This is a genomic window from Methylobacterium sp. Leaf102, assembly GCF_001422425.1.
In the GTDB taxonomy this organism is placed as follows: domain Bacteria; phylum Pseudomonadota; class Alphaproteobacteria; order Rhizobiales; family Beijerinckiaceae; genus Methylobacterium.
The window spans coordinates 554,100-571,695 of sequence record NZ_LMMX01000001.1 but is presented as its reverse complement, the minus strand read 5'-3'; the positions used below and the strand labels follow the sequence as shown (position 1 = coordinate 571,695).

16 protein-coding genes and 1 pseudogene are annotated in these 17,596 nt (G+C 68.1%); 12 read left to right on the top strand and 5 right to left on the bottom strand.

Annotation, left to right across the window (positions count from 1 at the left end; translation table 11 throughout):
* Positions 1-170: 170 nt before the first annotated feature.
* The gene (locus tag ASF27_RS02750; protein WP_056263285.1) at positions 171-530 is read right to left on the bottom strand and encodes a hypothetical protein; all 360 of its coding nucleotides are present in this window, start codon (positions 528-530) and stop codon (positions 171-173) included.
* A gap of 250 nt (positions 531-780) precedes the next feature.
* Between ASF27_RS02750 and ASF27_RS02745 the strand changes: the two genes are divergently transcribed.
* Entirely contained in the window at positions 781-1,686 is a 906-nt protein-coding gene (locus ASF27_RS02745) for a LysR family transcriptional regulator (protein WP_056357506.1), read from the top strand.
* Positions 1,687-1,737: 51 nt separating this feature from the next.
* Here the strand turns inward: ASF27_RS02745 and ASF27_RS02740 are convergent, their stop codons facing one another.
* Positions 1,738-3,411 carry a L,D-transpeptidase family protein gene (locus ASF27_RS02740; protein WP_056357503.1) on the bottom strand — a complete coding sequence of 558 codons (1,674 nt, stop codon included), beginning with the start codon at positions 3,409-3,411 and terminating at the stop codon, positions 1,738-1,740.
* Between the two features lie 137 nt (positions 3,412-3,548).
* Between ASF27_RS02740 and ASF27_RS02735 the strand changes: the two genes are divergently transcribed.
* The 4 genes from ASF27_RS02735 (at position 3,549) to ASF27_RS02720 (ending at position 7,990) form a co-directional block, all read left to right on the top strand.
* Entirely contained in the window at positions 3,549-4,466 is a 918-nt protein-coding gene (locus ASF27_RS02735; RefSeq protein ID WP_056357500.1) for an SDR family NAD(P)-dependent oxidoreductase, read from the top strand.
* Between the two features lie 95 nt (positions 4,467-4,561).
* Complete coding sequence (locus ASF27_RS02730; RefSeq protein ID WP_200918675.1) at positions 4,562-5,506, top strand: carotenoid biosynthesis protein; 945 nt, start codon at positions 4,562-4,564, stop codon at positions 5,504-5,506.
* A 227-nt stretch (positions 5,507-5,733) separates the two neighbouring features.
* Complete coding sequence (gene zwf / locus ASF27_RS02725) at positions 5,734-7,212, top strand: glucose-6-phosphate dehydrogenase (RefSeq protein ID WP_056166233.1); 1,479 nt, start codon at positions 5,734-5,736, stop codon at positions 7,210-7,212.
* A 106-nt stretch (positions 7,213-7,318) separates the two neighbouring features.
* A complete protein-coding gene (locus ASF27_RS02720) occupies positions 7,319-7,990 on the top strand; it encodes a GntR family transcriptional regulator (RefSeq protein WP_056166234.1) in 672 nt (223 codons plus the stop codon).
* Between the two features lie 15 nt (positions 7,991-8,005).
* Here ASF27_RS02720 and ASF27_RS02715 read toward each other — a convergent pair whose 3' ends face one another.
* The gene (locus ASF27_RS02715; RefSeq protein WP_056166922.1) at positions 8,006-8,662 is read right to left on the bottom strand and encodes a GntR family transcriptional regulator; all 657 of its coding nucleotides are present in this window, start codon (positions 8,660-8,662) and stop codon (positions 8,006-8,008) included.
* A gap of 196 nt (positions 8,663-8,858) precedes the next feature.
* On the opposite strand from ASF27_RS02715, the gene dctP reads away from it, so the two are divergent.
* The 5 genes and pseudogenes from dctP to ASF27_RS02695 all read left to right on the top strand — a co-directional run bounded on the left by dctP (position 8,859) and on the right by ASF27_RS02695 (position 12,579).
* Positions 8,859-9,878, top strand: coding sequence for a TRAP transporter substrate-binding protein DctP (dctP, locus tag ASF27_RS02710; RefSeq protein ID WP_056263293.1), 1,020 nt, complete (start codon positions 8,859-8,861; stop codon positions 9,876-9,878).
* Positions 9,875-10,519 (top strand): TRAP transporter small permease, encoded by a 645-nt coding sequence (locus ASF27_RS02705; protein WP_056263295.1) that lies wholly within the window; start codon positions 9,875-9,877, stop codon positions 10,517-10,519. Before dctP ends, ASF27_RS02705 begins: the two co-directional genes overlap by 4 nt.
* Positions 10,516-11,868, top strand: coding sequence for a TRAP transporter large permease (locus ASF27_RS02700; RefSeq protein WP_056357497.1), 1,353 nt, complete (start codon positions 10,516-10,518; stop codon positions 11,866-11,868). Before ASF27_RS02705 ends, ASF27_RS02700 begins: the two co-directional genes overlap by 4 nt.
* 62 nt (positions 11,869-11,930) lie before the next feature.
* Positions 11,931-12,290 (top strand): annotated as a pseudogene (locus ASF27_RS22020) (BrnT family toxin).
* Positions 12,262-12,579: a BrnA antitoxin family protein gene (locus tag ASF27_RS02695; protein ID WP_056263297.1), complete on the top strand. Its 318-nt coding sequence runs from the start codon at positions 12,262-12,264 to the stop codon at positions 12,577-12,579. The pseudogene ASF27_RS22020 and the gene ASF27_RS02695 overlap by 29 nt, the downstream one beginning before the upstream one ends.
* Positions 12,580-12,586: 7 nt before the next feature.
* Here ASF27_RS02695 and ASF27_RS02690 read toward each other — a convergent pair whose 3' ends face one another.
* Together ASF27_RS02690 and ppk2 are read right to left on the bottom strand one after the other, a co-directional pair.
* Positions 12,587-13,396 (bottom strand): enoyl-CoA hydratase/isomerase family protein, encoded by an 810-nt coding sequence (locus ASF27_RS02690; protein ID WP_056303059.1) that lies wholly within the window; start codon positions 13,394-13,396, stop codon positions 12,587-12,589.
* 79 nt (positions 13,397-13,475) lie between these two features.
* Entirely contained in the window at positions 13,476-14,399 is a 924-nt protein-coding gene (gene ppk2, locus ASF27_RS02685; protein WP_056303058.1) for a polyphosphate kinase 2, read from the bottom strand.
* 234 nt (positions 14,400-14,633) lie between these two features.
* Here ppk2 and ASF27_RS02680 point away from each other — a divergent pair, with 234 nt between their 5' ends.
* Positions 14,634-16,976 (top strand): Orn/Lys/Arg decarboxylase N-terminal domain-containing protein, encoded by a 2,343-nt coding sequence (locus ASF27_RS02680; RefSeq protein ID WP_056357494.1) that lies wholly within the window; start codon positions 14,634-14,636, stop codon positions 16,974-16,976.
* Positions 16,976-17,581 carry a GNAT family N-acetyltransferase gene (locus ASF27_RS02675; protein WP_056166260.1) on the top strand — a complete coding sequence of 202 codons (606 nt, stop codon included), beginning with the start codon at positions 16,976-16,978 and terminating at the stop codon, positions 17,579-17,581. The genes ASF27_RS02680 and ASF27_RS02675 overlap by 1 nt, the downstream gene beginning before the upstream one ends.
* Positions 17,582-17,596 lie beyond the last annotated feature (15 nt).

The window sequence follows — 17,596 nt, the reverse complement described above, 5'->3', positions numbered from 1 at the left end:
GGGATGCGCGCGAGGAACAGGGCTCGTTCGCCGCGTCGGCATACCTCCTCGCTGGGACGAGGCGCCGTCGCATGGCCGGCGCAACGTGCCGAGATCCGCCGCCGCCGTCACCGGGCGCTTTGCCCGGGAAGCCGACGAACACGCCCGCGGGAAGCCGAGGGGCGGAATCGTCAGGGCCGCCCGCCGAGACTCCCGGCGCGCGCCGAGACCCGGGTCAGCGCCATCGCCATCGCCACGCCGAACCCCCCTCCGGCGCCCTTCACGAGGAAATCGCCCATCCGGCCATGCCGTGTCGCCTCGATCATCTGGAGAGCCTCCAGCCCGGCTCCCGCCAGGGTGACCAGAGCCAGGACCTCCCAGCGTCGCTGCGGGTATCCGTAGGCGAACAGGAAGCCGAGGGCGGCGAACGCGCCGAACCGCTCCAGGCCGACGGGCGCGCCGCTCACCGGCCGCAGCCCGATGGGGGCCAGGGTCGCGAAGATCAGAGCGGCCAGGAGAAGCCATGCGAGGGGCCGGGCGAGGTTCGTCATGGCAGCCGGTGTGCAGGGCCAGCTTGGCGGCACTGAGGCGGATATGACGGTTCGGTGAAGGGCACGGGTTCGCGACGCCGGAGCAAGGGGTTGAAGGTCTTGGTGGAGGGAATGCCGGTCGGTCCGAGACGGAGACCGGACGATGCGGGAAAGCCTCGTTGCCGTTTCCGGGAAGCTCACTTCGGTGCAGGGATGCGGAAGAGGCGTTTGGTCGTAGCCCATCGAAACGCACGGATCGTGAATTTTCCCTATGGAACTGCGTCATCTGCGCTACTTCGTGGCCGTGGCCGAACATCTCAGCTTCACGGCGGCTGCCGAGAGTCTCGGCGTCGCGCAGCCGCCGTTGAGCCAGCAGATCAAGGATCTCGAGGCCGAGATCGGGACCGAGCTGTTCGAGCGCACGACGCGCCGCGTCTCCTTGACGCCCGCCGGCCAGGACTTCCGAATCGAAGCCCTCGCCATTCTGGAGAAGGCCGGCGAGGCCATGGGCCGGGCGCGGGCCATCGGCGCCGGCACGGCCGGCATCATCAACGTGGGGCTGACGGGCTCGATGCTGGCCGGGCCCCTGGGCGCCTCGATCCGCGTGTTCGCGGAACGCTATCCCGACGTCGATCTGCGGATCCACGAGATGTCGCCCGACCGGCAGATCGCGGCCCTGAGGACCGGGCAGACCGATGTCAGCTTCCTGCGGTGCCCGCCGCGGGACCTGGATCTCGTCAGCGAACTGGCCTGGGAGGAGACCGTCCGCCTCGTCCTGCCGAGGGGGCATCGGCTCGCGACGGAGACGATCGCCCTGGCGGACCTCGCGGCGGAGAACTTCGTCTTCCTGCGGCTCCACGATTCGCTGTTCGCCAAGTACCTCTGGACCTGCTGCGTTGAGGCGGGCTTCACGCCCCGGATCTCGCATCAGGTGGTCGAGGCCGCGTCCCTGACCAGTCTCGTGGCGGCGGGGCTGGGCCTCGCCATCATTCCGGAATTCGTCGCGCGGCTGGCGCACCGGGACGTCGTCTATCGACCGATCGCCGGACGGCCGATCCGGGCCGACGTGCACGCTCTGTGGACGAAGGCACGGGCGCCCCTGATCGAGAACTTCATCGCCCTGGTGCGTCTCGGCAGCGTGCGGTTCGCGGAGGAGATCCGGACCGGCGCGCGGTGAGTGCGGTCACCCCTGCGCCCACCGGTGACGTTCGCCCGTGCGCCGGGAATCCTATCGGGCGGGTGAAGCGGCGAAGGGGATCGATCCGGGCGGGATCGGGCCCGGTGGAACGGGACCGGTGGGCAGAGCGGGCGCGACCTTCGGCGGCGCAACCTTGGGCGTCGCCGTCCTCACCGGTCCCGCCTGGGGCGACACGATTCCGGCGGCGGCCGGCTTGGTGGTTCGGCCCGTCGGGCGCGGCGTGATCGAGCCCGTGGTCGCCACCTCAGGCATCGGTACCGCCGGGCTGTCGATGCCGTAGATGTCGTCGCGGAAATGCGCGCGGCCGTCCGGCGTCGCGTAGCCCGTGAGGTACACGAAGGTCACGGGGATCTGTTTCGGCAGCTTGATGTCGAGGCGCTCGTTGGTGGCGATGTGGCTCTCGATCTCCATGGGGCCCCAGGTCGAGGTGCCGCCATTCGGGCCGGGGGTGCCCTCGAGCAGCCAGCCGGCCAGTTCCTTCACCTGCGCCACCCGCACGCAGCCGTGGGAGTGGAACCGCACCTCGCGGGCGAACAGGGATTTCGAGGGCGTGTCGTGCATGTAGACCGCCTGTTTGTTCGGCATGTCGATGCGGACCTGGCCGAGGGAATTGTCGAGGCCGGAATCCTGCCGCAGGGTGTAGTTCGCCGCCTTCTCGCTGGCCCAGTCGAGGGTGGTCGGATCGACCTCCACGCCGCCGGGGCCGAGGATGCGGATGCGCTCGCGGGCGAGGTAGCCCGGGTCTTTCCGCATCTTCGGGATGATCTCCTTCTTGATGATCGAGACCGGCAGGGTCCAGGTCGGGTTGAGGTTCACGTCGGTGATGCGGGCCTCGATGCGCGGCGTCGCCTTGTCGGGCTTGCCGACCACGGCGACGTACCGGCGCACTACGACGCCGCGCTCTACAGCCTCGACGGTGGCGGAGGGGATGTTCACCACCACGTAGCGGTCGCCGAAGGCGAACGTCGACCCGATCTGCCGGGCGGCCGACGCGGCGAGCTGGCGCTGGCGGGTGGCCGCCGGCACGTTGAGCGCCGCCACGGTCTGGCGGCCGATGAGGCCGGTCTCGGGCAGGCCGTGCCGGGCCTGGAAGCTCTTCACCGCCACTACCAGGGGCGCATCGAGGAGGTCCGAGGCCGGCGCGTCGGCGGGCAGGTCGCCGACCAGCGCGAGGTGCTTCCGGAGGGCGGGAATCGCCGGATCGCGGGCCCCGGCCTTGACCACGAGGCCCGGCGGCAGGCTCGCCCACCCGCCGGCATCCGCCATGGCCTGATAGCGATCGGCCATCTTCAGGGTGTCGAGGAAGGTGGCGGGGCTGAGCGTGGGCACCGGATCGGCGGAGACGCGGGCGACCACGAGGGGTGGCAGCTCGCGCGACTTCTTGGGCGCCGCCTCCTTCGAAGCCGCCTCCTTGGCCAGAGTCCCGGCATCCGGCGTGCCCACCGGTACGATGGCCTGCACGGCCGGCGTGGCCGGGGCCGAAGCCGCCAGGGGATCGAGGCGCGGGGCCTCGTTCGTCGAGGCTTCGCTCTTGGGAGTCTCGCTTCTGGCCGGCTCGGCCTTGATCCTGGGCTTCGCGAGCGGCTTCGACGGAACGGGTTTCGGCGGCACGGGCGCGTCCTGCGCCATCGCCCCCGTGGCGACGGCGAGGGCCGACAGGCTCGCGCACAGGGCGGTAACGAAGAGAACGTGGCGCGAAAGCATCGCGGATCCCCGAAGCGACTATCGTCCACGACCATGCGGCGCGAGGGTTACCAATCCCCTGCCGTGCCGGCCGCGCCCGTGACGCCTCTGCCCACCCGCCCTACCTCATGGGCGAAACCGCACATGGGGAGACGGGCATGCAGGCGAGCGACGCTCGGGTCGGCCGGGGTTCAGGGGAGCATCCGGCCCTTCGCGCGGGCGGCACCGCCGTCGTCACCGGAGCGGCGAGCGGGATCGGCCTCGCCGCCGCCACGCGCTTCGCCGCCGCCGGCATGGCCGTGTGGCTCGCGGATCTGCCCGGTGACGCCCTCGAGGGCGCGCGCGCCACGGTGGCGGCGGCCGCCCCGGGGAGCGCCCCGATCCGGGCGCTCGCGACGGATGTGGGCGACCGGCACGCCGTGGAGGCCCTGCGGGACGTGGCCTCGGCCGAGGGGCCGCCGGCCCTCGTCCTGCTCAACGCGGGCATCGAGGCGGGCGGCACCCTGTTCTCGGACGCCGACACCTGGCGGCGCATCCTCGACACCAACCTGTGGGGCGTGATCAACGGCCTCCACGCCTTCGCGCCGGCGATGATCGACGGGCCCGAGCCCGGCGCCATCGTGGTCACCGGCTCGAAGCAGGGCATCACCACGCCGCCCGGCAACACGCCCTACAACGTGTCGAAGGCGGGCGTGAAGGCGGTGACGGAGGCCCTCGCGCACGACCTGCGGAACCGCACGGGCGCGCAGGTCAGCGCCCATCTGCTCATCCCGGGCTTCGTCTATACGGGCCTGACCCGGGCCCGCGGCGTGGCCGAGAAGCCGGCGGGCGCCTGGACGCCGGAGGAGACCGTGGATTTCCTCCTCGCCGGGATGGCGCGCGGCGACTTCTACATCCTGTGTCCGGACAACGAGACCACCCGCGCGCAGGACGAGAAGCGCATCGCCTGGGCCGCTGGCGACCTCATCGAGAACCGCCCGGCCCTGTCGCGCTGGCACCCGGATTTCTCGGAGGCGTTCACACGATACATGAAGAATAAGGATCTATATGGTCATTATTTTCTTAAAGAAGAATAATTCCATCCCATTTAGCCTTGTTCGTCCGTGATTCCAAACTTACTTTTCGGGGCAGTCGCGCCATCCAGGCGGGGCGAGCCGGCGACGGAGGGGGAATGCGTCGGAATGCGGAGGCGTCGGCGGAGTGGTTCCGCCGTGCGAGTATGGTTCCCGTCCTCAGGGTGGTTGGGAGCGTCGGTTTCGCCGGGCTTCTACTCGCGGTCGTCCTGTTCTCTGGTCGTCCGAGCCCGGCTGCACAAATCCTTGCCGCTTTGTCGATCGCCATCCTCGTTATCCATGCCGTTCTCGCCTACGGATTGGTCGACGCCGGCATCTTCTTAGGCCTATGCCTCGCTGTCACCTTTGGAATTGAGAATCTTGGTGTCGCCACAGGCTTCCCGTTCGGCCATTACGAATTCCTTGTTGCGCCCGATCTGCCGCATGTTGGTGCAATCCCAATCATCGTCGGACCACTCTACTTTGGCATCGGCTATCCGGGATGGGTAATGGCCTGTCTAATTCTCGGCCGCACGAGCATGCGACCGCGCGATCGCTTCAGCCTCTTTGCACTTCCAATCATTGCCGCCTTTGCCACGGTGCAGTGGGACATCGTGATGGATCCACCGAACTCAACGATCTGGCGGGCATGGGTCTGGTACCGGGGCGGCGGCTTCTTCGGTGTGCCGCTGTCGAACTTCCTCGGATGGTTCCTGACAGCGTGGACGTTCTTCCAACTGATCGCCCTGGCCCTATTCTTCCGCCCGACGAAGCTGAAATCTTCGCGTTCGCGCAATTTTTGGCTCCCGCCGATCTTGCTCTATCTGGCAGCTGGATTCTCCCAGATCCCGCCCTGGCTTATCGATGGCGGTGGGCGTGTGACCGATCCGGGCGGAGGCATTTGGTCGGCTGCCGATCTGCGTGAGACCGCCGTCATCGTGATGCTCTTCAGCATGCTGCCGACCGCGACGTTCGCCCTCCTCCGCCTATTCGATATCTCCCACACGTTCGGCGATCTCGATGTGGACACCGCCCCCACGACGGATGCCGACGGGTTCGCATGAGGCCCGCGCGTTATCCCTTTGACGGTAAGCAATCGTCGGTCCGTGGCCACCTCGTTCCCTGCCTATGGCATTCTCCGGCAAAAGTGTGCTCGGTGAATGGTGGCGGGCGTAGCGCGGCTCCGCTGGCGAAGCTCTTGCTTGCGGTCTAAGCCTTGCGCCACGCTCCGTGGGTGGCCGGGCAGGCCCGGCCCCGCGGACCCCGTGCGAACCGAACCCGGGAGCCGCCCTTGGCCACCATCATCCCCGTCGCCTCCTTCGATTGCGTCGTGTTCGGCGCCACCGGCGACCTGACCACGCGCAAGCTCCTGCCGGCGCTCTACTATCGGTTCAAGGACGGGCAGATCCCCGGCACCAGCCGGATCATCGGCGCCTCGCGCTCGGAGATGAGCGCCGAGGCGTTCCGCGAGCGGGCGCGCGACGCCATCAAGCGCTTCGTGCCGGCCGCCGATGTGGCCGAGGACAGGCTGTCCGCCTTCCTCGACCACCTCGACTACGTCGCCGTGGACGGGGCCGGCGACGACGGCTGGGAGGATCTCGCCGCCAAGCTCGCCGAGCGGCCCGATCAGGTGCGGCCCTACTACCTCGCCACCTCGCCCGACCTCTACGGCTCCATCTGCCGGAACCTCGCCGCCCATGGGCTCATCGGCGAGAAGTCGCGGGTGGTGCTGGAAAAGCCCATCGGCAAGGACCTCAAATCGGCCCGCGCCATCAACGACGCCGTCGGCGAGGTGTTTCCCGAGGAGCAGATCTTCCGCATCGACCACTACCTCGGCAAGGAGACGGTCCAGAACCTGCTGGCCCTGCGCTTCGCCAACACCATCTTCGAGCGCCTGTGGACGGCCGACGTCATCGATCACGTCCAGATCACGGTGGGCGAGACCGTCGGCGTCGAGGGGCGGGCCGGGTACTACGACACCTCGGGCGCCCTGCGCGACATGGTGCAGAACCACATGCTCCAGCTCCTCTGCCTCATGGCGATGGAGAGCCCGCTGTCGCTCGACGCCAACTCCGTGCGCGACGAGAAGCTCAAGGTGCTGCGCGCCCTCAAACCCATCACCCCCCACGACGTGCAGACCGTGACCGTGCGCGGGCAGTACGGGGCCGGCGCCGTCGCGGGCCAGCCGGTGGAGAGCTACCGCACGGATCTCGGCGGCGACGCCCAGAGCCGGACGGAGACCTTCGTCGCCCTGAAGCTCGAGGTGCAGTCCTGGCGCTGGGCCGGGGTGCCGTTCTACCTCCGCACCGGCAAGCGGCTGCCCCAGAAGCTGTCCGAGATCGTGGTGCAGTTCCGCGCCTCGCCGTTCTCGATCTTCCCCACGGAGGCGTTCGGGCGCGAGCCCAACCGCCTCGTCATCCGGCTCCAGCCGGAGGAGGGGATCAAGCTCGAGGTGATGACGAAGGATCCCGGTCCCGGCGGCATGCGCCTCAGGCCCACCAACCTCGACATCTCCTTCGAAGAAACCTTCAAGCAGCGCTACCCGGATGCCTACGAGCGCCTGCTCATGGACGTGGTGCGCGGCAACGCCACCCTGTTCATGCGCCGCGACGAGGTCGAGGTCGCCTGGGCCTGGGCCGATTCCCTGCTCAAGGCCTGGGCCGACCGGCCCGAGCCGCCCCGTCCCTATCCGGCCGGAAGCTGGGGGCCGACGGCCGCCATCGCCCTGATCGAGCGAGACGGGCGCACGTGGCACGAAGAAGTGCGATGAAGAGATAGGAGAGCACCCCTATTTGAACCGCCTGTCCCTCGACACTTGGACAGGCGGCTCCTAAAATGGGAAGTATAGGCCTTTCGACTTTTAGAATTGCTGACTGATGAACAAGATCGAGCCGGGCATCGGCATCAACCGGCGTTATCTGCACGACGAGGTCGTCGATCGGATGCGCGATCTCATCCGCTCCGGTGAACTCGAGCCGCGCGCTCGTATCAACGAGAGCGAATTGACCGAGCGCTTCGGCATCTCGCGCACCCCCTTGCGCGAGGCCATCAAGATCCTGGCGACGGAAGGTCTGCTCGAACTCCTCCCCAATCGCGGTGCGCGGGTGGCGAGCCTGTCGCAGTCCGAGATCGAGGAGATGATCGAGGTCATCGCCGGCCTGGAGGCCACGGCCGCCGATCTCGCCTGCCGCACCATCACCGACGAGGAGATCGCCGGCATCGAGGGCGATCACCGCGCCATGGTGGCCGCCTGGAAGGCCGGGGAGGAGGGGGCGTATTTCGGTCTCAACCGCGCGATCCACGAGGCGATCATGGCGGCGAGCCGCAACGCGATCCTGGGTGGCCTCTACGCCAGCCTGTCGGGGCGTATCCAGCGCTCGCGCTACGCCGTGCACCAGACGGCGGAGCAATGGGCGCGGGCGGTGTCCGAGCACGAGCGGATGATCGAACTCCTGCATGCCCGCGACGGCGAGGCCCTGGCCCGGCTCGTGCGGGCCCATATCCGCGCCAAGACCCCGGTCATCGCCGAGAATTTCGGCGCGACCTGAGCCCCCCTGCGCCGATCACGCCGCGTCGTTGATCGCCCGCAGACTCGCCACCAGATCCGAGAATCGGTCGCCCTGCACGATCACGTGGGCGCGCAGCCGCTCCGCCGCGCCCGTCTCGTCGCCCGCCACGATGGCGGCCACGATGGCTTCGTGTTCGGCGAGCGACTGCCCGAGGCGGTGACGCGCCCGAAGCTGCATCCGACGGAACGGCGCGAGGCGCCGATGCAGCAGCCGGGCCTGCTCGGCGAGGAACCCGTTGCGGCAGGCCTGATAGACCACCGTGTGGAACACGTAGTTCTCGTCGTAATAGCGCTCCGGATCCTGGGCCTCGGCCGCCGCCGCGCAGGCCGCGAGGGCCGCTTTGAGGGCCGCCTCGTCGGCCGGGATCAGCCGGCGCGCGGCGAGGCGCCCGCACGCCGCCTCGATCTCCGCCATGGTCTCGAACATGGCGATGAGAAGCTGCGGATCGGGCGCGCTGACCAGCGCGCCGCGGCGCGGCTTGATCTCCACGAGCCCGGTCATCGCCAGCTGCAGCAGGGCCTCGCGGATCGGCGTGCGCGACACGCCGAAGCGTTCCGCCAGTTCCGTCTCGTCGAGGCGGGCGCCGATGGCGAGGCGGCCGTCGACGATCTCCGTCTCGATGGTCTGGCGCAGGCGAAGGGACTGGTTCATGCGCTCGGGTTCCATCGGTCCGGTTCCTTCGCCGTGGGCCTGCCCTTCGCCGGGACGGTTACTGCTGTCTACCTTATGCAACCCGGTTGACAAAATATACAAGGCGTCGTTCTCTGGTATAAAGAATGGGCAGTGCAGTATAAATGCTGCACTGCAAAATGGGCGGGCGGCCAGCTTGCCGAAGGAGGAAGACGCCATGACGTTGACACGCCGCACCCTCGTCGCCGCCGGTCTCGCCGCGCCCGCCATCCTGTCCCTCGGCTCGCGGGCCCGGGCGGCGACCACCCTGAAGATCTCGCACCAGTTCCCCGGCGGCACCATCGACGAGGGCGACTTTCGCGACCGCGCGTGCCGCAAGTTCGCCGCGGCCCTGGCCGAGCGCTCGAAGGGCGCCCTGGAGCTCCAGGTCTATCCGGGCTCGTCCCTGATGAAGACGAACGCCCAGTTCGGCGCCATCCGCAAGGGCGCCCTCGACATGACCCTTTACCCGAGCCCCTACGCCGGCGGCGAGGTGCCAGAGATGAACATCGGCCTGATGCCGGGCCTCGTCACCTCCTACGCGCAGGCCACGGCCTGGAAGACCGCCCCCGTCGGCCGCAAGCTGACCGAGATCCTCGAATCCAAGGGCGTCGTGGTGGTCTCCTGGGTGTGGCAGGCCGGCGGCGTCGCCAGCCGCGACCGGCCGCTCTTCACGCCCAGCGACGCCAAGGGCCTCAAGGTCCGGGGCGGCTCGCGCGAGATGGACCTGATGATGAAGGCGGCGGGCGCCGCCACACTCTCGATCCCGTCGAACGAATCCTACGCCGCCATGCAGACCGGCGCGTGCGATGCCGTCATCACCTCCTCCACCAGCTTGATCTCGTTCCGCCTGGAGGAACTCTCGAAATCCCTCACCTCGGGGGCTCAGCACACCTATTGGCTCATGTGGGAGCCGATCATGATGTCCAAGATCGTGTTCGACCGCCTGCCGAAGGACCAGCAGGACCTCATCATGACCATCGGCGCCGAGCTGGAGGCCTTCGGCCAGAAGGGCGCCAAGGACGACGACACCCGAGTCGAGCAGGTGTTCGCCAAGGCCGGCGCCAAGGTGCAGCAGCTCGACGAGAAGACCCTCGGCCAGTGGCGCGACATCGCCAAGGACACCGCGTGGAAGGACTTCGCGGGCAAATCCGCGAGCTGCGCCGAGCTCCTCAAGCTGGCGGAGCAGGTGTCGTGAGCCACGCCTTCGACGCGGCCTCCGCCGCCTCCGAATCCGTACGGGCCGCGCCCGAACCTCGCGTCCCCGGGCTGCTCGGGGCCATCGACCGCGGGATGAAAGCGATCAACGGCGTGGTGATGATCTTCGGCGGGCTCGCCCTCGTCGGGGCCTGTCTCGTCCTCAGCTACAGCGTGTTCGTGCGCTACTGGCTGAAGGAGCCCACCGACTGGCAGGACGAGATGGCGGTGTTCCTCATCGTCGGCGCGACCTTCTTCTCGGCGGCGGCCGTCCAGGCCAAGCGCGGCCACGTCGCCATCGAGGCGCTGAGCGGCCTGCTCTCGCCGCGGGTCAACCGCGCCCGCCTGCTCATGGCCGATCTCGTCAGCATCGTGTTCGTGACGTTCTTCGCCTGGAAGAGCTGGAGCCTGTTCCACGAAGCCTGGGTCGACGGGCAGGTCTCCCAATCGACCTGGGGGCCGCCGCTCTGGATTCCCTACGCCCTCATGGCTTTGGGCATGAGCTTCCTGTCCCTGCAGTTCCTCCTGCAGATCGCCGAGGCCCTGAACTACGGCCCCCGTTCCGCCGGCTGGGCGAACCCGAAGGTCGGCCTCGGGGCCGACCTGAACGCCGATCCCCTCAAGACGAGCCCCCACCCATGAGCGTCGCGGCCATCGGCTTCCTCTACGCGGGTGCCACCCTCAGCGCGATGCTGGCCGGCATCCCCATCGCCTTCGCGCTGGGCTTCGTGGCGCTCGCGTTCATGTACTTCTTCATGCCGGGCGCCTCCCTCGATACGGTGGCGCAGAACGTCTACGAGGAGATGGCCTCCATCACCCTCTTGTCGATCCCGCTCTTCATCCTAAAGGGCGCGGCCATCGGCCGTTCACGAGCCGGCCAGGACCTCTACTCGGCCATGCACGCCTGGATGCACCGCATCCCCGGGGGGCTGGGCATCGCCAACGTCTTCGCCTGCGCGCTGTTCGCCGCCATGGCGGGGTCCTCGCCCGCCACCTGCTCGGCCATCGGCTCGGCGGGCATCCCGGAGATGAGGAAGCGCGGCTACTCGCCGGGCTTCGCCGCCGGCATCATCGCCGCCGGCGGCACCCTCGGCATCCTGCTGCCGCCCTCCATCACCATGATCCTCTATGCGGTGGCGGCCGAACAGTCGCTCGGGCGCCTGTTCCTCGCCGGCATCGGGCCGGGCCTGCTGCTGGTGGGCCTGTTCGCCGCCTGGTCGGTCTATCGCTTCCGGGCCGAATACGCGGCCGCGAAGGACGCCTTCGAGCGCAACGGCACCGCCTCGCCGATCCTCGCCGAGGACACCTACAGCATGCGCGAGCGCTTCTCGACGCTGCCGCGGGTGCTGCCCTTCGTGGTGCTCCTCACCGGCGTCATGGTCGCCCTCTACGGCGGCTACTCCACGCCCTCCGAGACGGCGGGCCTCGGCGGTCTCCTGGCGCTCGGCCTCATCGCGGTCATCTACGGCGTCTGGCGCCCGAAGGACGTGAACCCGATCCTCGCCGCCACCTTGCGGGAATCGACCATGCTGATGCTCATCATCGGCATGTCGCTCCTCTACGCCTACGTGATGAGCTACCTCCACATCTCGCAATCGGCGGCCAACGCCATCGTGGCGCTGCAGCTCTCGCCCTGGGTGCTGCTGGTGACGATCCTCGGCCTCGTGATCCTGCTCGGCTTCTTCCTGCCGCCGGTCTCGATCATCCTGATGACGGCGCCGATCATCCTGCCGCCCCTGAAGGCCGCCGGGTTCGACCTCGTCTGGTTCGGCGTCGTCATGACCATCACCATGGAGATGGGCCTGATCCACCCGCCGGTGGGCCTTAACATCTTCGTCATCAAGAACATCGCCCCCGACATCCCGCTGAAGGACATCATCTGGGGCACGCTGCCCTTCGTGATGCTGATGGCGGTGGCGATCCTGATCCTCTGCTTCGTCCCCGGCATCGCCCTGTGGCTGCCGAACTGGCTGCTGCCCTCCACGCGATAGGGCGAACCAGCCTCGAAACGGCTGGGCGGCCCGGACCTCTGGTTCGGGCCGTTCGCTTGCGTATGATCACAGATCGACCCCATTATATCACGACAAAATTGTCGTTACATTTTTGCAAGTCGATTCGCTTCGCATGGGACGCGGCCAAGGCCGAAAGCAATCTGCGTAAGCATCGCATCAGCTTCGAGGTTGCGTCCCGCGTCTTTGCCGATCCTTACGCATCGAGTTCGCAGGATCGGATCGAGGACGGTGAGTATCGCTGACAGACGATCGGCCTCGTGGATGGCGTCATGATGGTGCTGGTCGCTCACACGATCTTCGACGCTGACGATGGAACGGAGATCGTTCGCATCATTTCGGCTAGACATGCCGACCGGCAGGAGCGCAAGCGCTATGAACGAGACCGATCCCGTCATCTTTGAACTCGACCTGCACCGGCCCGCCGCCCTCACGCCGGAACAACGCGCGGAGTTGGAGGCGCTCGCCGCGACGCCGGATTCCGAGATCGACTACAGCGATATCCCGCCGCTGACGGAGGCGTTCTTCGCCAACGCCCAGCGCAATCCGTTCTACCGTCCGATCAAGGCTCAGGTCACCGTTCGCCTCGACGCGGACGTGCTCGCTTGGCTCAAGACCGGCGGGCGCGGCTACCAGACGAAGCTGAACGCGATTCTTCGGCGTGCCATGCTCCAGGACGCTCCGCCGAAGTGACCGGTTCTCACCGCCCCCGCCAATCCGGCGCCCGCTTGCCCAGGAACGCTTCCATTCCCTCGCGAAAATCGGCGCTCGTGTAGCAGAGGCGGATGAGGTCGTCGCCGGGGCGCTCGCCGGCCGTGTCGTCGGCGTCCTGAAGCCGGCGCAGGCCCTCCTTGGTGGCGTGGAGGGTGAGGGGCGCGTGGCCGGCGACGAGGGTGGCGAGTTCGGTGGCGCGGACCGCGAGGGCATCTGCATCCGCCACCACCTCGCCGACGAGGCCGATGGCCAGCGCCTCCTCGGCCCCGACGAGGCGGGCGGTGAAGATCATGTCCTTGACCCGGGCCGGGCCGACGAGCCCGGAGAGGCGCTTCAGGTTGGCGAGCGACAGGCAGTTGCCCAGCGTCCGCGCGATGGGAAAGCCGAAGCGCGCGTCGCGGGTGGCGACCCGCAGGTCGCAGGCCGCCGCGATGGCCGCCCCGCCGCCCGTGCAGGCCCCCGCGATGGCCGCGATGACGGGCACCCGCAGGCGCTCGAGGGCACCCATCACCCGATCCATGAACCGCTCGTAGTCCAGGGCGTCCTGGGCCGAGGCGAAGCCGCGGAACTGGGCGATGTCGGTACCGGCCGCGAACGCCTTCTCGCCCGCGCCCGTGATCACCAGCACCCGCACGGACGGGTCGGCCTCGATCCGCGCGCAGCGGTCGATGATCCCCTGATACATCGCGAAGGTGAGGGCGTTGCGGGCCTGGGGCCGGTTGAGGACGAGGCGGGCGATGCCGGCCCCGTCCTGCGTGAACAGGAGCTCGTCGGTGTCGCGCGCAGGGCTGGTCATGGCGGGTCCGGGGTCGCGTGGAATTCCAGCCCCGGGTCTGCCCATCCCGGCGGCCCGGATCAACCCGGGGGCGGTCGTCTCAGAACAGGCTCGGCACGAACATCTCCGGCGGGACCGGCTGGCGGGCGTAGTCGTCGTGGCGCTCGCGCTCGGGCAGCTGGACGGCCGGGTGCGCCACCGCGCCGTAGGGGATCTGCGACAGGAGGTGGGCGATGCAGTTGAGCCGGGCCTTCTTCTTGTCCACGGCCTCGACCACCCACCACGGCGCCTCGGGGATGTGGGTGCGGGCGAGCATCACTTCCTTGGCCTTGGTGTAATCCTCCCACAGGCGGCGCGACTGCACATCCATCGGCGAGAGCTTCCACTGCTTCAGCGGATCGTGGATCCGCATGGTGAAGCGCAGCTCCTGCTCCTCGTCGGTGATCGAGAACCAGTATTTCAGCACGATGATCCCTGAGCGCACCAGCATGCGCTCGAATTCCGGCACGGAGCGGAAGAACTCCTCCACCTCGTCGGGCGTGCAGAAGCCCATCACGCGCTCGACGCCGGCGCGATTGTACCAGGAGCGGTCGAACAGCACGATCTCGCCGCCGGCGGGCAAGTGGGTCACGTAGCGCTGGAAGTACCATTGCGTGCGCTCGCGCTCGCTCGGGGCCGGCAGGGCGGCGACGCGGCAGACGCGGGGGTTGAGGCGTTGGGTGATGCGCTTGATCGCCCCGCCCTTGCCGGCGGAATCCCGGCCCTCGAAGATCACGACGACGCGCAGCTTCTGAGCCTGCACCCAATCCTGCAGGCGCACCAGCTCGTGTTGGAGCCGGAACAGCTCGCGGAAATAGCGTCGGCGGTCCATCTGCGGCGCGCGTGGACCGTCCCCGACGGCATCGGCGAGGCGTTCGAGACGCTCCTCCTCCATCTCCATTTCGAGTTCTTCGTCGAAATCGTCGGCGACTTCGCGGCGGATCGCCTCGATGTCGAAGGTGCCTGCCCGTTGCCCCTGATCCATTGCCGCCGTCCCGCCCGTCGCTCGAATCCCGATCGCTGGCGTTAGAGCAGGCGCGTGTGACAGTGCTGCTACGGGCGATCGGTGCGCCATCGGTCTATGGGTGATGCCGCCGGCCGCCGGCGCCGAACCCGGCCGTGTCGCCCTCGAAAAGCCGCCGCCCCTCCGCAACTGTCATCGAAGCGTCACGTCCCGTCGCGAACGGTGCGCGCCAAACACCACGGAGCCTTTTCCCGCATGGACTTCTTCCGCCGCTTCACCGTGCTGATGTGCGCGCCGAACTTCGATCCGGACGATCTCGAGGGCGTGCGCGTCCAGCAAATCCTCACCTCCATTGAGAAGCTCGGCTTCGAGGTGGTGCGGGCGCGGCGCGTCGAAGATGCGGCCATCGCGGTCCAGACCGACGCCGCCATCGGCTGCATGGTGGTGGATTGGGGCAAGCGCGGGCTGGACGGCAAGGCGGCGGCGCTCATCAACCTGATGCGGAAACGCGGGCTGGAAATGCCCATCGTGATCATGGTCCGCCGCAAGCGTCTGGAAGACATCCCCGTCGAGGTGCTGGACTTCATCGACGGCTACATCTTCCTTGCCGAAGAAACCCCCGAATACATCGCCCGCGGCCTCGTCAGCCGGGTGAAGCAATACGCCGAGACCCTGAAGACGCCGTTCTTCGGCGCCCTGGTCGACTACGCCGAGCAGGGAAATCAGCTCTGGACCTGTCCCGGCCACAACGGCGGGATCTTCTACAACCGCTCGCCCATCGGCCGCATCTTCGTCGAGCACCTCGGCGAGGCGATCTTTCGCGACGACCTCGACAATTCCGTCCTCGATCTCGGCGACCTCCTCGTCCACGAGGGGCCCGCCCTGAAGGCGCAGAAGGAAGCCGCCGTCATCTTCGGGGCGGAGAAGACCTACTTCGTCCTCAATGGCACCTCGGCCTCGAACAAGATCGTGCTGTCGGCCCTGGTGGCGGAGGGCGACCTCGTGCTGTTCGACCGCAACAACCACAAGGCCGCGCATCACGGCGCCCTGTTCCTCGGCGGCGCCGTGCCGGTGTTCATCGAGACCGATCGCAACTGCTTCGGGTTGATCGGCCCCATGTACGCCGAGGCCCTGGACGAGACGGCGATCCGCGAAAAGATCCGCACCAATCCCCTGGTGAAGGACCCCGACGCGTGGAAGCGCGAGCGCCCGTTCCGCGTGGCGGTGGTCGAGCAATGCACCTACGACGGCACGATCTACAATGCGCAGATGATCCTCGATCGGATCGGGCACCTCTGCGACTACATCCTGTTCGACGAGGCCTGGGCGGGCTTCATGAAGTTCCACCCGCTCTTCGCCGGGCGCTTCGCCATGGGCCTGAAGGGGCTGGACGAGACCTCACCGGGCATCATCGCCACGCAATCGACCCACAAGCAGCTGGCGAGCTTCTCCCAGGCCTCGCAGATCCACACCAAAGACAGCCACATCCGCGGCCAGACCCGCCGCATCGAGCACCGGCGCTTCAACGAGACCTTCCTCGTCCACGCCTCGACCTCGCCGTTCTATCCCCTGTTCGCCTCCCTCGATGTGGGCGCGCAGATGATGAAGGGCCGCTCCGGCGTCGTCCTCTGGGACGACACCATTCGGCTCGGCATCGAGTGGCGCAAGAAGGTCCGGGCCATCCGCCGCGAGTTCGAGGAGAAGGAGGGCGATCCCCTCCGCCGCTGGTTCTTCGACCCCTTCGTGCCCGACACCGTGAAGGGCCCGGATGGCAAGGTGCCGTGGGAGAGCATCTCCACGGACGAACTCGCCAGCAACGCCAAGTACTGGGAATTGACTCCGGGCGCGGCCTGGCACGGCTTCACGCACGTGGTGCCCGATTATGCCATGACCGACCCGAACAAGCTCACGGTGCTCACCCCGGGCTTCGACCGGCGTACAGGTGAATACGCCGAGCACGGCGTGCCCGCGCCCATCGTCGCCCAGTACCTGCGTGAGAACCGCATCGTGCCGGAGAAGAACGACCTCAACTCGCTGCTCTTCCTGCTGACGCCGGGCGTCGAATCCTCCAAGGCCGGCACGCTGATCTCGGGCCTGGTCGCCTTCAAGCGCCTGCACGACGACAACGTGCCGCTCGAAGAGGCGATGCCCGAGTTCGTCCGGCGCCGGCCCAACCGCTACAAGGGCGTGCGCCTGCGCGATCTCTGCGCCGATTTCCACGCCTTCCACCGTGAGGCCGGCACCAGCGCCCTCCAGCGCAAGCAGTTCGAGCCGGGGCACCTGCCCGAGATGGTGATGACGCCCAAGGAAGCGGTGCAGCAGCTCACCCGCAACAACGTCGATTACGTGCCCATCGCGGAGGCGGAAGGGCGCGTGGCGACGACCTTGCTTCTGGTCTACCCGCCGGGCATCGGCACGGTGCTGCCGGGCGAGCGATTGGACGAGCGGGCGAAACCCATGCTGGACTATTTCAAGATGTTCGAGCGCTCCGCGAACCTGTTCCCCGGGTTCGAGGCCGAGATCCAGGGCGTGTTCCGCAACGTGGATCCGGACGGCACCATCCGGTTCCACACGTATGTCATGCGCGAGACCCGCTGATGCCGGCGCTGGCCGGCGACCCCGACCTCGTCATCCGACCCTCGTCGGATGCCGACGTGGCGGACATGGTGGACATCTACGCCCACCACATCCGGCGCGGGGTCGGCGATGTCGGCGATTTCGAGGAGGATCCGCTCCATCCGGACGACCTCAAGAAGCGCCGCAAGGCCATGCGCAAGAAGCGCCTGCCGCACCTCGTCGCCGACCGCGACGGGGTGGTGGCCGGCTACGCCTACGCGGTGCCGTTCCGCAAGCGGCCGGCCTACCGCTACACCCTCAAGCACTCGATCTACGTCCACCACGAGCACCTGCACGCCGGCATCGGCCGGCGCCTGCTGCCGGCCCTCATCGAGGCCTGCGCGGCCGGCGGCTACCGCCAGATGATCGGCTACATCGACGCGAAGAACGAGGCCTCGTTGCGCCTGCACGAGGCCTGCGGGTTCGTGCGCGTCGGGCTGCTGCCGGCGGTGGGCTACAAGTACGGCCGCTGGAGCGACAGCGTCATGGTACAGTGCGCCCTGGGCTCCGGCGCCACCGACCAGCCCGGCACCTGGACGCGTCCCGTCGAGGTGGTGGTGGCCGGCCACGACTGGATCGGCAAATAGCCGGTCACCGAGGAG

What these genes read in the sequence shown, in the direction of transcription:
- ASF27_RS02750 (WP_056263285.1), bottom strand. Translation starts at nt 530, where the DNA reads ATGACGAACCTCGCCCGGCCCCTCGCATGGCTTCTCCTGGCCGCTCTG.
- ASF27_RS02745 (WP_056357506.1), top strand. Translation starts at nt 781, where the DNA reads ATGGAACTGCGTCATCTGCGCTACTTCGTGGCCGTGGCCGAACATCTC.
- ASF27_RS02740 (WP_056357503.1), bottom strand. Translation starts at nt 3,411, where the DNA reads ATGCTTTCGCGCCACGTTCTCTTCGTTACCGCCCTGTGCGCGAGCCTG.
- ASF27_RS02735 (WP_056357500.1), top strand. Translation starts at nt 3,549, where the DNA reads ATGCAGGCGAGCGACGCTCGGGTCGGCCGGGGTTCAGGGGAGCATCCG.
- ASF27_RS02730 (WP_200918675.1), top strand. Translation starts at nt 4,562, where the DNA reads ATGCGTCGGAATGCGGAGGCGTCGGCGGAGTGGTTCCGCCGTGCGAGT.
- ASF27_RS02720 (WP_056166234.1), top strand. Translation starts at nt 7,319, where the DNA reads ATGAACAAGATCGAGCCGGGCATCGGCATCAACCGGCGTTATCTGCAC.
- ASF27_RS02715 (WP_056166922.1), bottom strand. Translation starts at nt 8,662, where the DNA reads ATGAACCAGTCCCTTCGCCTGCGCCAGACCATCGAGACGGAGATCGTC.
- dctP (WP_056263293.1), top strand. Translation starts at nt 8,859, where the DNA reads ATGACGTTGACACGCCGCACCCTCGTCGCCGCCGGTCTCGCCGCGCCC.
- ASF27_RS02700 (WP_056357497.1), top strand. Translation starts at nt 10,516, where the DNA reads ATGAGCGTCGCGGCCATCGGCTTCCTCTACGCGGGTGCCACCCTCAGC.
- ASF27_RS02695 (WP_056263297.1), top strand. Translation starts at nt 12,262, where the DNA reads ATGAACGAGACCGATCCCGTCATCTTTGAACTCGACCTGCACCGGCCC.
- ASF27_RS02690 (WP_056303059.1), bottom strand. Translation starts at nt 13,396, where the DNA reads ATGACCAGCCCTGCGCGCGACACCGACGAGCTCCTGTTCACGCAGGAC.
- ppk2 (WP_056303058.1), bottom strand. Translation starts at nt 14,399, where the DNA reads ATGGATCAGGGGCAACGGGCAGGCACCTTCGACATCGAGGCGATCCGC.
- ASF27_RS02680 (WP_056357494.1), top strand. Translation starts at nt 14,634, where the DNA reads ATGGACTTCTTCCGCCGCTTCACCGTGCTGATGTGCGCGCCGAACTTC.
- ASF27_RS02675 (WP_056166260.1), top strand. Translation starts at nt 16,976, where the DNA reads ATGCCGGCGCTGGCCGGCGACCCCGACCTCGTCATCCGACCCTCGTCG.